The following is an 11931-nucleotide window of genomic DNA, read 5'->3' on the forward strand; positions in this document are numbered from 1 at the left end:
GTCCGATCCGCCCCGTTCACACGTTCAGGAGCGGTCGCGCGGGACGACCCGGGCCAGTGACCGGTCGACCACGGTGATCACCACGAAGAGCCCGGCGGCGACCAGCATGAACCAGGCGAGGTCGTGCAGCCCGGCGCTGTCGGCCCCGCCGGCGAAGAACCGGCCCGAGGCCACCGAGGCGCTGATCGCGCCGAGGTAGAAGAACGTCCGCAGCAACCCGGCCGAGCTGCCGATCCGCTCGGGGTCGGCCTGGAAGTAGACGGCGTTCTGGTTGGCCAGGTTGACGAGTCCCTGCGGGATCCCGGCGAAGAGGGCGAGCGCCAGCAGCGCCCAGACCGCGGTGTGCGGTCCGAGCAGCAGCAGCGCGGCGGCGACCAGCGCCTGGGTGACCGACCCGACCAGCAGCTTGTTCCTGATCCGCGGGTTCCGCCCGGTCAGTGTCGACACCGCGATCGCCCCGGCGAAGATCGGCAGCAGCACCAGCCCGGCGGTCGAGGCCGACAGCCCGCGTCCCTCCTCGAGCCACTGGGTGTAGCCGTAGAGCAGCGCGTACGAGACGCAGGCGCCGAGCAGCGACCGCGCGTAGGTCAGCAGCAGCGGCACGTTCCCGGTGAGCACCGCCAGGTCGACGAAGGGGGTGGCGGCGCGGCGCTCGCGCAGGACGAACCCGACGGCCGCGGCGGCGGTGATCACCAGCAGCCACCAGTCGGAGGCCTGCGGGCGGAGCAGGAACAGCAGCAGCGAGACCAGGGTGGCCACGAACAGCGCGATCCCGGCCAGGTCGATCGACGAGACCAGCCGTGCCCGTGGGGCGTCGCTGGGGTCCTCGGGGCGGTGCTTCGGCAACCGGATCGCCCCGAGGGTCAGGCAGACCGCGGCCAGGGGGACGTTCACCGCGAAGATCGCCCGCCAGCCGGCCAGCCCGATCAGGAACCCGCCGACGGTCGGCCCGATCACCGAGACGGTCTGGGCCGAGACGGCGAGCACGGTGAGGATCCCCGCCGGGCTCTGCCGGCCGGTGCGCTCGGCCTCGCTGCGGATCAGGTACATCGCCGACGGGTAGCCGGCGCAGGTTCCCAGCCCGATCAGCACCCGGGCCACCACCAGCACACCGACCGACGGTGCCAGCAGCCCCAGCACGCCGCCGAGCCCCACCAGCGCGGAGCCGATCAGGAACAGCCGCCGCGGCCCGTACAGGTCGATCAACCGACCGACCACCGGCTGCCCGACCGCGGTGGCCAGGTAGAGCGCGCTGACCAGCCAGGCGGTCTCCGACGGCGGCGCACCGAGCGCGATGCCGATCGGGATCAGGCCGACCGCGATCATCGAGGAGTTGACCGGGTTGAGGATCGAGCCGAGGACCATCGGCACGATCAGCCGCCGGTCGAAACCGTCCGGATGATCGGATCGGCGGTCGGCCCGGTGCCGGGTGACGGTGTCGCGCAGGCTCACCGGTCGGCGACCCGCTGGAGCAGCCGCATCGCCTCGGCGATCAGCGCGATCTGGTCGGGGTCACAGGTCTCGGCGATCCCGTCGGCCAGCCAGTGCTCGCCCTGGCTCCGCGCGCCGGTGACGAAGGCGCGTCCCTCGGCGGTCAGGGACACCAGCTGGCGGCGTCCGTCGTCGGGGTCGGGACGGCGTTCGACCAGACCGCGCTCGAGCAGGATGCCGAGCGTGGTGGCCACGGACTGCGGCCGGACCCTCTCGGCGGTGGCCAGGTCGCTCGCCGAGCTGGGGCCGCCCTGCTCCAGCCGGCTGAGCAGCGAGATCTGCGAGGGCGTCAGCTGCTGCCGGTCGTAGGTCTCGCGGAGCCGTCGTCGGACCCGGCTCACGGTGATCCGCACCTGCTCGGCGCACTCGGTGGCAGTCAGCTGCGTGGTCTGGGGCACGGCACCAGCCTAGATCGACAGTCTGGACTGTTCAATCTGGACTGATGGTTTGCCCTTCGACAGGCTCAGGGCACGTTCGCGGAACGCGCGCTGAGCCTGTCGAAGCGGCCACTCCGGGCGGCCGGAACGCACGCTGAGCCTGTCGAAGCGCGGGTGCTAGAGCGAGCGGAGGGCCTCCCAGCCGCCGATGACGTCGGTGGCGCGCCAGACGCCGAGCTGCTGGAGCGCGGCGGCGGCCAGGCTCGAGGTGTAGCCCTGCTGGCACAGCACCACCACCCGGAGGTCGTAGTCGGCGATCGGCAGCCGGGCGTCCGAGGCCGGGTCGAACCGCCACTCGAGCACGTTGCGTTCGACGACCAGTGCCTGCGACCAGGACCCCTCGGCGGCGCGCTGGGCGGCCGGTCGGATGTCGACCACCACCGCACCCTGGTCGACCGCGGCGAGCGTCTCGGCCGCGGTCAGCCGGTCGAGGCCGGCGCGGGCGTCGGCCAGCAGCTGGTCGATGCTCCGGCGCGGGGCCAGGTGCGGTCGGTCGGCGCTCACGGCCTCCAGCCTGCCGGGCGCGACGGCGAGCGCGCTCACCAGTTCGCCCCGGCCAGCTGCGAGGTGGTCAGCTGCAGCCGGCTGCCCACCGGGGTGTACTCGTTCATCTCGACCAGCGCGGGCGCGTAGACGTGCAGGCTGACCGCAGGGCGGAGGTGGTCGTTGGTCACCCGGTGCAGGTGCCGGGTGCCGAACGCCCGCACCTCGCCGGCGTCGAGATCGCGGAACCCGGCGTCGATCCGTGGGGCCAGATCACTGCGGGGGTCGATCGAGGCGGTCCGCTCGGTGAGTCGGCCCTCGAGCACGGTGAACGCTCCGGCGCTGCCCCCGTGGTCGTGCCATGCGGTGCCCTGGCCGGGGAGCCAGGTGAGCACCCAGGCCTCGAAGTCGGGCTCCGCGGCGAGCCGTTCGTAGTGGCGGTGGGCCGGGTCGAAGGCGACCAGCGGCTGCCAGAGCCGCTGCTGACCGGCGAGCCGGGTGGCCAGCTCGACCAGGTTGATCCGGGGCCGCGTGCTGCGGGAGCCGCGGGTCGGGGCGGTGAAGCGGTCGGTGTGCCTGCTGGCGGGCGTGCGGGCAGGGTCGGAGGCGTAGGGCATGGGAGTTCCTCGAGGGTGGCGCGCGAGAGCGCGCGGGCTGACGGTGGGACGAGCGGCGAGGTGGAGCACCGGACGCGGCGGGAGCCGCGTCCGGTCAACACATCGAGCTGGCCGTCAGCAGCAGATCGACGTGCCGGCGCGCGTGGAGCAGCAGCCGGCGGGCCCGGGTGGGCTCCTCGGTGATCGCGTTCATGGTCGTCCTCGTCTCGGCGCTTGCCGGCCCTCGCGGACCGGCCGGGTCGTCACCCGGAGCACCCCGCCGCCGTGACCACCCGGATCCGTCCGGGGGTCAGGAGAGGGTTGCCGTCGAGCCAGCCGGGGCTTCGCGCTCGATCTCGTGACCTGGCCAGAACGGTAGGGCGGTGGCCACGCCGGACGCAATCCCCTGTCTCACGATAGGAAATAGCGGCATTGCTCTGGTTCGCTGTGGTGCCTGTCGAAGGCTCAGAGCACGGGTTGGGGCGGTCAGGAGGCGTGGGCCGGCTGACCCGCGGTCGTCCCGACCAGGCCGCGGATGTCGGCGGCCATGATCCCGCGGCAGCCGAGCCGGAGCGCCCGGTCGCGGTCGGCGGTGTCGGTCGCCGGCCAGGCCACGGTGGGCTTGCCGTGCGCGTGGGCGGCGGCGACCACCGCGGCGATGAACGCGTCGCTCTCGGCCAGCGGCGCCCCGAGCGCGTCGAGGTCGTCCGAGGCGGCGAAGCGCGACAGGTTCGCGCCGAGGTGCGAGGGCTGGTCGAGCACGTAGCCCCAGGTGCGGAAACCGGCCCGGCGCGCGGCGGCGAACGCGGTCGAGTCGACCGGCTGCTTCCACACCACCTGCCCGGGCCGGCCGGCGCGTGCGAGCACCCGCATCAGCGGCTCCCGGGCCGGGCCGACCTTGGGCTCGGCGAAGACCACGAAACGGTCGAGGTGCGGGAGGACGTCCTCGATCCGGCTCAGCGGCCGACGTGGCTGCTCGGGGTCGAGGGTGCCGGCGGCGCTGACGGTCAGGGTGCGCAGCTCGGCCCAGTCGGTCTCGGCGATCACCCGGCGCACCCCGGTGGCGGCTAGCGTGTCCGCGTCGTGGCAGCAGACCAGCACGCCGTCCCGGCTCAGGCACACCGACACCTCGAGCGCGCGGAGTCCCGGGAGCCGGACCGCCTGGTCGTAGGCGTACGCGGTCATCTGGGGCCAGTCGCGGTCCCCACCCCGGTGCGCGACGTAGAACGGGTCCCCGGCCAGCAACCGCTGCGCCGACGGCGGGCCGGACGACGCGCACCCACCGAGCCCGGCGGTGGCCAGTCCGACTCCGAGCCCACCGGAGAGCCCGCCGATCACCAGCGAGCGGCGGGAGATCCGGGCGGGCACGATCGGCGTCCTGTCTGGTCGGAGGTCGGTCGTCTGTGGTCAGGACAGACGGCGAGGAGTCCAGGGTGCGCACGGCCGCTGTGAACCGGCTGCGAGATCGGCGTTTCGGGCCCGTGACACGATGATCGGCATGCGTCGGTACGACCTCTGCATCATCGGCTCCGGCTCCGGCAACACCATCGTCGACGACCGGTTCGCCGACTGGGACGTGGCCATGGTCGACAAGGGGATCCCCGGCACCGGGGCGTTCGGCGGCACCTGCCTGAACGTCGGCTGCATCCCGACCAAGATGTTCGTGCTGCCCGCCGACCACGCCCGCGCACCGGAGGAGGCGCGCCGGCTGAACGTCGACCTCGACTTCCGGCAGGCGCACTGGGAGGCCATGCGCGACCGGATCTTCGGGCGGATCGACCCGATCGCCGCCGGTGGCGAGAAGTATCGCGCCGAGGCCGACAACGTCACGCTCTACCGTTCGGAGGCCCGGTTCGTCGGCGAGAAGGAGCTCGCGATCGGTGACGAGGTGATCACCGCGGAGACCTTCGTGCTGGCGGCGGGGAGCCGGGCGACCATCCCTCCGATCGAGGGCCTCGACGACGTCACCGTGCACACCTCGGACACCGTGATGCGGCTCGACCGGCTGCCCGGCTCGATCGTCATCGTCGGTGCCGGCTACATCGCGGCCGAGTTCGCGCACATCTTCTCCGCCTTCGGCACCCGGGTGACGGTGGTCTCCCGCGGCGAGCGGATGCTCCGCGCCGAGGACGACGACGTCTCGGCCCGGTTCACCGAGCTGCTCGGCGCCCGGATCGACCTGCGCGCCGGCCAGACCGCCAAGCGGGTCGAGCCGCGCGCCGCGGGCGGTGTGGTGCTGACCACCAGCGCGGGCGACCGGATCGAGGCCGACGTGCTGCTGGTGGCCACCGGGCGCAAGCCGAACGGTGACCTGCTCGACCTCGGGAAGACCGGGATCACCCTCGACGAGGACGGGCGCGTCCCGGTCGACGACCAGCAGCGGGTCCGGCCGGGCTTCTACGCGCTCGGCGACGTGTCGTCGCCCGACCAGCTCAAGCACGTGGCCAACCACGAGGCCCGGGTCGTCCAGCACAACCTGTTGCACCCGGACGCGCCGGTCACGGCCGACCACCGCTACGTCCCGCACGCCGTCTTCTCCGACCCGCAGGTCGCCTCGGTCGGGCTGACCGAGCGCCAGGCCCGCGAGCAGGGGCTCGACTACGCCGCCGTGGTGCAGGACTACGCGACCGTCGCCTACGGCTGGGCGCTCGAGGACGAGGGTCACTTCGTCAAGCTGCTCGCCGACCGCTCGACCCGCCGGCTGCTCGGCGGGCACATCATCGGCCCGCAGGCCTCGACCCTGCTCCAGGTGATCATCCAGGCGATGAGCTTCGGCCAGACCGTGCCCGAGCTGGCCCGCGGGCAGTACTGGATCCACCCGGCGCTGCCCGAGGTGATCGAGAACGCGCTGCTGGCGCTCGACCTGTCCTGACGGGACGCCCGGTGGGCCGGTGACGGCCGGGGGAGTGTCGGACCCAGCCGCCACCCAGCGGGGCTGCTTACCCTGAACCGGCCCGCCCGTCCTTCCCCAGGAGCGCCATGCCCGCACGTCCGCGCCGTCGACCGATGCCGCGCCCCGGCCGAACCCGGACGGCCGCCACCCTCGGCAGCCTGGTCGTCGCCGCGCTGCTGGCGGGCTGCGGGACACCGCCGCCGAGCACCGGTCCGGCCGGTCCGACCGGTGCCGCCTCGGCCAGCAGCGGGACCCCGTCGACGGCGACGAGCGCGAGCCCCAGCGGGTCGGCCACCTCGGCGGCCAGCCCGTCGGCGAGCCGCAGCGCGTCGGCGTCAGCGAGCGCGACGTCCGGCGGGAGCTGCCAGGCGCTGGCCGGCCGGCTCAGCCGGCCCGAGCAGGTGGGGCAGCTGTTCATGGTGGCCGCCAACTCGGTCCGGGTGACCCAGGCCGACCTCGACCGGCTGGCCGGGCTGCACATCGGCTCGGTGCTGCTGCTCGGCAACACCGACGGCGGCGCCGCGGCCGTGCAGAAGCACATCGGCGTGGTCAAGGACGGGGTCGGCTCGGTCGACGGGATCGAGCCGATGCTGGCCGTCGACCAGGAGGGCGGCCTCGTCCAGCGGCTCTCCGGACCGGGCTTCTCGACCATCCCGTCGGCCACCGTCCAGGGCACCTGGTCGAGCAGCACGCTCGAGTCGCGGGCCGCCGGCTGGGGACGTCAGCTGCGCGCGGTCGGTGTCGATGTCGACCTGGCACCGGTCGCCGACGTCGTCCCGGCCTCGTTGACCTCGGTCAACCAGCCGATCGGCGTGCTCAAGCGCGAGTACGGCACCACGCCGGGCGCGGTCGCCCCCAAGGTGGCCGCCTTCGTCCAGGGGATGCGGTCGGCGCGGATCGGCACCTCGGTCAAGCACTTCCCGGGACTCGGCCAGGTCCGCGGCAACACCGACTTCGACACGAACGTGGTCGACTCGGTCACCACCCGGCACGACGCCGACCTGGCCGGGTTCGCGGCAGGCGTCAAGGCGGGCGCCGACATGGTGATGATCAGCTCGGCGACCTACGCGAGGATCGACGCCGACCGTCCGGCCGCCTTCTCACCGACGGTGATCCAGGGCATGGTGCGCGGCGACCTCGGCTTCGACGGTGTGGTGATCTCCGACGACCTGGCCGGCAAGGCGCTCGGCGGCTCCTACGGCAGCCGGGCCACCCGGTTCTTCGCCGCCGGCGGCGACCTGGCGATCATGGGCCAGCCCGCCTCGGCCTCGGCGATGACGCAGGCGACCCTGGCCAAGGCGAACTCGGACCGGCAGTTCGCGGCCACTGTCGAGGCCGCCGCGGCCCGGGTGCTGGCGCTCAAGGCGCGCTACGGGCTCGCCGACTGCTCCTGACCTCCGCCCCCTGAGCCTGGCGCAGGGCCGCACGACCCCTCAGCCTGTCGAGGGGCCCGCTTCGACAGGCTCAGCGTGCGTGACCGCTGGGCGCTTCGAGAGGCTCAGCGTGCGTGACCGTTCGGCGCTTCGAGAGGCTCAGCGGGCGTCACCGCTCGGCGCTTCGACAGGCTCAGCGCGCGGATGAGGTCAGTCGACCTGGAGGCCCTTCAGGGCCTCCTCGGCGGGCTCGAGGTACTGCTTGCTGGTGTCCGGGATCGAGGCGTAGAAGATGCCCGAGGTGACCCCCGCGTTGACGATGACCACGATCATCGTCTCGCCCTTGGTTCTCAGGTTCGGGATGTCGAAGCTCAGGTGGCTGCGGACGATCCAGGCGTCGTGCCCGTCGACCTTGGTCGCCTTGTTCTCGGTGTCGTCACGGGTGACCACGGCGTTGCCGTAGAAGGCGCCGATGATGCACCGGACGACGATCTTCGAACCCTCCTCGGGCGAGTAGAAGCCGTCACCGGCGATCAGCTGGCCGATCAGCACCGAGGCGACCCAGTTGGCGCCCGGCTGGTAGTTGGCCTCGACCGTGATGGTCTGGCTGAGCACGTCGCTACCGAACGGGATCCGGTCGTCCGGCGTCGGAGCGCTCCACGGCGAGCCGAGCAGCGGGTAGGACACCGGGCCGCCGTGCACCCGGCCGTCGTTCGGCTCGTTGCTCTCGGTCGGGGTCTTGGAGACCGTGGGGCAGACGTCGCTGCTGCCCTGGCCGGACGGCGACCCGAACAGCCCGCCGCCGGTCACCCCGCGGACCACCAGCACCACGACCACGGCGACGATCGCCACCACCGCGCCGATGCCGATCCACCACGGCCAGCGCCGGGGCTTGCTGCCCGCCTGCTGGTAGGCCTGGTAGGCACCGGCCGGCTGGCTCTGTCCGTACGCCGGGCCGGTGCCGCCGGGCCGGTAGCCGGTCTGCTGGCCGTACGCGCCGCCGTAGGCACCGCCGGGCCCGCCGCTGGACTGGCCGCCGTAGGGCCCGCTCGACCCGGCGCCGTACGGGCTGCCGGTCGCGCCGGGCTGGGGCGTGCCGCCGAGCGCCTGACTCGGCGGCGGGGAGGCCGGGTTGGTCGACGTCCCCGCCGACCAGGCCTTGCCGTCCCAGTACCGGTAGAGACCCGGCTGACCGCCCGGATCCGGATACCACCCCGCTCTCGCCACGCCGCGATCCTACGTGGGGCCGGGGGCGGCGCCCCGGCTCGACAGCGGGCGCACAGACGGCGCACAAGCGCCGGGGGTGGGCCCGGCGGGCCTCAGCCGAAGCGCCCGGTGATGTAGTCCTCGGTCGCCTTCTTGGTCGGGTTGGAGAAGATCGTCTCGGTCGCGCCGACCTCGATCAGCCGGCCCGGCTTGCCCTGGGCGGCGAGGTTGAAGAAGGCGGTCTGGTCGCTCACCCGGGAGGCCTGCTGCATGTTGTGGGTCACGATCACCACCGTGTAGACCTCCTTGAGCTCACCGATCAGGTCCTCGATGGCCAGCGTGGAGATCGGGTCGAGCGCCGAGCACGGCTCGTCCATCAGGATCACCTCCGGACGGACCGCGATGGCCCGGGCGATGCAGAGCCGCTGCTGCTGGCCGCCCGACAGCCCCGAGCCGGGGGAGTTGAGCCGGTCCTTGACCTCGTTCCAGAGGTTGGCCTGGCGCAGCGACCGCTCGGCGATCTCGTTGGCCTGCGCGGCGGAGATCCGTCGGCTGTTGAGCCGGACGCCGGCCAGCACGTTCTCCTTGATCGACATGGTCGGGAACGGGTTCGGCCGCTGGAACACCATCCCGACCTCGCGGCGCACCATCACCGGGTCGACCTCGGGGGCGTAGAGGTTGTCGCCGTCGAGCTCGACGCGGCCCTCGACGTAGGCGCCCGGGATCACCTCGTGCATCCGGTTGAGCGTGCGCAGGAAGGTCGACTTGCCGCAGCCGGATGGCCCGATGAACGCGGTCACCGTCCGCGGCTGGATGGAGAGGTTGACCCCCTCGACCGCCTTGAACTTCCCGTAGTAGACGTTCAGGTCGGTGACGTCGATGCGCTTGCTCATGGTCTCTCTCTCGGGACGGATGCTCGCGACGGGCGATGGGCGACCGCGGTCGGGACGACGCGCGGGATTCGTCGAGCAGGGCGGCGCTGCGGTCCGGCGACGCCACGATGGTAGTGGAGGATCCGGCTGTTCCGCCCCGTCGCGGACGGCCTCGACCCGGGCCGGGATCCGTTGTGGGCAACGGGTACGCGGATGCGGGGCCGAGCGGCCACCTGCTGTTCACCGTTCGTTCACCGGGCGCGGCCCGAGTGGACATGAGGCGTCCCTAACTTCGCGCTCAGCAGGGTGCCGGTCCGGGGGCGTCTCGGGTATCCGCGCTGCACCCTGCGCACGGAAGGTGTTCAGACACGTGAACCGAAAGACCCTCGGCCGGATCGTGCTTCCCGCCACGCTGGCCCTGTCCCTCGGCCTCACAGCCTGTGGCGGCGCTGCCAACGAGGCGAGCAGCGGCGGCGGCAGCAGCAGCGGCGGGTCCTCCGCCCTCTCCGGCAGCATCAACGGCGCCGGGTCCAGCGCGCAGAGCGCGGCCATGACCGCCTGGATCGCCGGTTTCCAGCAGGCCAACAGCGGGGCGCAGGTGAACTACGACGCGGTCGGCTCCGGCGCCGGCGTCGAGCAGTTCACCAACAAGGGCGTCGCCTTCGCGGGCAGCGACAAGTACCTCACCTCCGACCAGCTGACCGCGGCCAACGCGGCCTGCGCCGGCGGTGCGGCCCTCGACATCCCCACCTACGTCTCGCCGATCGCGGTCGCCTACAACCTCAAGGGCGTGGACGACCTGCAGCTCAGCCCGACCACCCTGGCCGGCATCTTTGCGGGCACCATCACCAGCTGGGACGACGCGGCGATCAAGGCCGACAACCCGAAGGCCGACCTGCCCTCGACGAAGATCACCCCGGTGCACCGCAGCGACAAGTCGGGCACCACCAACAACTTCACCGACTACCTCAACAAGACCGCGCCGGAGACCTGGACCAGCGCGGCCACCGAGACCTGGCCGATCAACGGCGGCGAGTCCGCCAAGGGCACCTCGGGCGTCGTGGCCGTGCTCAAGGGCGGCGACGGCACCATCGGGTACGCCGACGAGAGCCAGGTCAGCGGTCTGCAGACCGCCAAGGTCAAGGTCGGCAGCAGCTGGAACGGCCCGACCGCCGACGGTGCGGCCAAGGCGCTGACCGACTCCAAGGCGGTCAGCGGGCGTCCGGACGGCGACCTGGTCTTCGACGTCAACCGCACCACCACCGCCGACGGTGCCTACCCGGTGCTGCTGGTCTCCTACGAGATCTTCTGCACCAAGTACGCCAACGCCGACCAGGCCAAGCTGGTCAAGGGGCTGCTGACCTACATCGTCAGCTCCGAGGGCCAGCAGGCCGCGGCCAAGGCCGCCGGCTCGGCGCCGCTGCCGAGCGAGATCGCCAGCAAGGCCAAGGAGTCCGTCGACAAGATCAGCACCGACAGCTGATCCCGCCGGTCCCCGACCGACAGCCCCGGGGCGGGTGTGGTCCGGTCCGCGCCCGGCGCAGACTTGGATCCGCCCGCCCCGGTCTGTCAGCATCGTCGGGACGTCGCCCACGGCCGTCCGCGCGTGACCGCTGGGCCCTGAACTGGGAGTGCCCGTGACCACCATCAGCAGCCCGTCGGCCCGCCGGGGCCGGCGCGCCCGGCAGAGCGGTGGCGACGCCGTCTTCGCCGGCGTCTCGCTCGCCGCCGGCATCGCCATCCTGGTCGTGCTGGCCGGGGTGGCGGTCTTCCTGATCGTCCAGTCGGTGCCGGCGTTCTCGGCCGCGAAGAGCGACATCCCGGGCGCCGGCTCGCTGCTCGGGTACCTCGCTCCGCTCGCCTTCGGCACCGTGCTGTCCGCGGTGCTGGCGCTGCTCTTCGCGGTGCCGCTGGCGGTGGCGATCGCCCTGTTCATCACCCACTACGCACCGCGCCGGCTGGCCCAGGCGCTGGGCTACCTGGTCGACCTGCTGGCCGCGGTCCCGAGCGTGGTCTTCGGTCTGTGGGGCATCTTCTGGCTGGCCCCCAAGCTGGTGCCGCTCTATCTCTGGCTGAACGACAACCTCGGCTTCCTGCCGATCTTCGGCTCGCCGTCGGTGACCGGCCGGACCATCCTCACCGCCAGCCTGGTCCTCGCGGTGATGATCCTGCCGATCGTCACCGCGATCTGCCGCGAGGTGTTCCTCCAGGCCCCCAAGCTGCAGGAGGAGGCCGCGCTCGCGCTCGGCGCCACCCGCTGGGAGATGATCCGGATGGCGGTGCTGCCGTTCGGCCGCGCCGGCATCGTCAGCGGCGCCATGCTCGGGCTCGGCCGCGCGCTCGGTGAGACGCTGGCCGTCGCGCTGGTGCTCTCGGTCGACCCGACCCTGATCACCGCGAACCTGATCGGCACCACGAACCCGTCGACCATCGCGGCGAACATCGCCCTGCAGTTCCCCGAGTCCTTCGGGGTGTCGGTGAACATCCTGATCCTGTCCGGTCTGCTGTTGTTCGTGATCACCTTCGTGGTCAACCTGGCCGCCCGGACGATCGTGGCCAAGAGTGCGGTGAAAGTGTGAC

At 72.5% G+C, this 11931-nt stretch carries 11 protein-coding genes and 1 riboswitch; of the genes, 4 read left to right on the forward strand and 7 right to left on the reverse strand.

The genetic code is table 11. From position 1 onward, the window contains the following. Positions 1-24 precede the first annotated feature (24 nt). The 5 genes from FHX74_RS19070 to FHX74_RS19090 all read right to left on the reverse strand — a co-directional run bounded on the left by FHX74_RS19070 (position 25) and on the right by FHX74_RS19090 (position 4375). Complete coding sequence (locus FHX74_RS19070; protein ID WP_220484230.1) at positions 25-1452, reverse strand: MFS transporter; 1428 nt, start codon at positions 1450-1452, stop codon at positions 25-27. Continuing rightward, a complete protein-coding gene (locus FHX74_RS19075) occupies positions 1449-1889 on the reverse strand; it encodes a MarR family winged helix-turn-helix transcriptional regulator (RefSeq protein ID WP_220484231.1) in 441 nt (146 codons plus the stop codon). Before FHX74_RS19075 ends, FHX74_RS19070 begins: the two co-directional genes overlap by 4 nt. A 156-nt stretch (positions 1890-2045) precedes the next feature. Beyond that, positions 2046-2432 carry a rhodanese-like domain-containing protein gene (locus tag FHX74_RS19080; protein WP_328823936.1) on the reverse strand — a complete coding sequence of 129 codons (387 nt, stop codon included), beginning with the start codon at positions 2430-2432 and terminating at the stop codon, positions 2046-2048. 35 nt (positions 2433-2467) lie between these two features. Beyond that, positions 2468-3028, reverse strand: a complete 561-nt coding sequence (locus FHX74_RS19085; protein WP_182561823.1) for a cysteine dioxygenase — start codon at positions 3026-3028, stop codon at positions 2468-2470. A 204-nt stretch (positions 3029-3232) separates the two neighbouring features. After that, positions 3233-3371, reverse strand: a riboswitch (SAM riboswitch). 122 nt (positions 3372-3493) lie between these two features. Next, positions 3494-4375, reverse strand: a complete 882-nt coding sequence (locus FHX74_RS19090; RefSeq protein ID WP_182561824.1) for a glycerophosphodiester phosphodiesterase — start codon at positions 4373-4375, stop codon at positions 3494-3496. 130 nt (positions 4376-4505) lie between these two features. Between FHX74_RS19090 and FHX74_RS19095 the strand changes: the two genes are divergently transcribed. Further along, the gene (locus FHX74_RS19095; protein ID WP_182561825.1) at positions 4506-5879 is read left to right on the forward strand and encodes a mycothione reductase; all 1374 of its coding nucleotides are present in this window, start codon (positions 4506-4508) and stop codon (positions 5877-5879) included. A gap of 107 nt (positions 5880-5986) precedes the next feature. After that, on the forward strand, positions 5987-7294 hold the full coding sequence (locus FHX74_RS19100) for a glycoside hydrolase family 3 N-terminal domain-containing protein (protein ID WP_235971443.1): 1308 nt from the start codon (positions 5987-5989) through the stop codon (positions 7292-7294). Positions 7295-7483: 189 nt separating this feature from the next. Here FHX74_RS19100 and FHX74_RS19105 read toward each other — a convergent pair whose 3' ends face one another. Both FHX74_RS19105 and pstB read right to left on the reverse strand, forming a co-directional pair. Beyond that, complete coding sequence (locus tag FHX74_RS19105) at positions 7484-8500, reverse strand: DUF2510 domain-containing protein (RefSeq protein WP_182561826.1); 1017 nt, start codon at positions 8498-8500, stop codon at positions 7484-7486. A gap of 92 nt (positions 8501-8592) precedes the next feature. Next, positions 8593-9372, reverse strand: coding sequence for a phosphate ABC transporter ATP-binding protein PstB (gene pstB / locus FHX74_RS19110; RefSeq protein ID WP_182561827.1), 780 nt, complete (start codon positions 9370-9372; stop codon positions 8593-8595). 349 nt (positions 9373-9721) lie between these two features. On the opposite strand from pstB, the gene pstS reads away from it, so the two are divergent. Together pstS and pstC are read left to right on the forward strand one after the other, a co-directional pair. Continuing rightward, positions 9722-10834, forward strand: coding sequence for a phosphate ABC transporter substrate-binding protein PstS (gene pstS / locus FHX74_RS19115; protein ID WP_182561828.1), 1113 nt, complete (start codon positions 9722-9724; stop codon positions 10832-10834). A gap of 154 nt (positions 10835-10988) precedes the next feature. Beyond that, the gene (pstC, locus tag FHX74_RS19120) at positions 10989-11930 is read left to right on the forward strand and encodes a phosphate ABC transporter permease subunit PstC (RefSeq protein ID WP_182561829.1); all 942 of its coding nucleotides are present in this window, start codon (positions 10989-10991) and stop codon (positions 11928-11930) included. The last annotated feature ends 1 nt before the right edge of the window (position 11931 follow it).

This window comes from Microlunatus kandeliicorticis (assembly GCF_014137855.1).
GTDB classification, from domain to species: domain Bacteria; phylum Actinomycetota; class Actinomycetes; order Propionibacteriales; family Propionibacteriaceae; genus Microlunatus; species Microlunatus kandeliicorticis.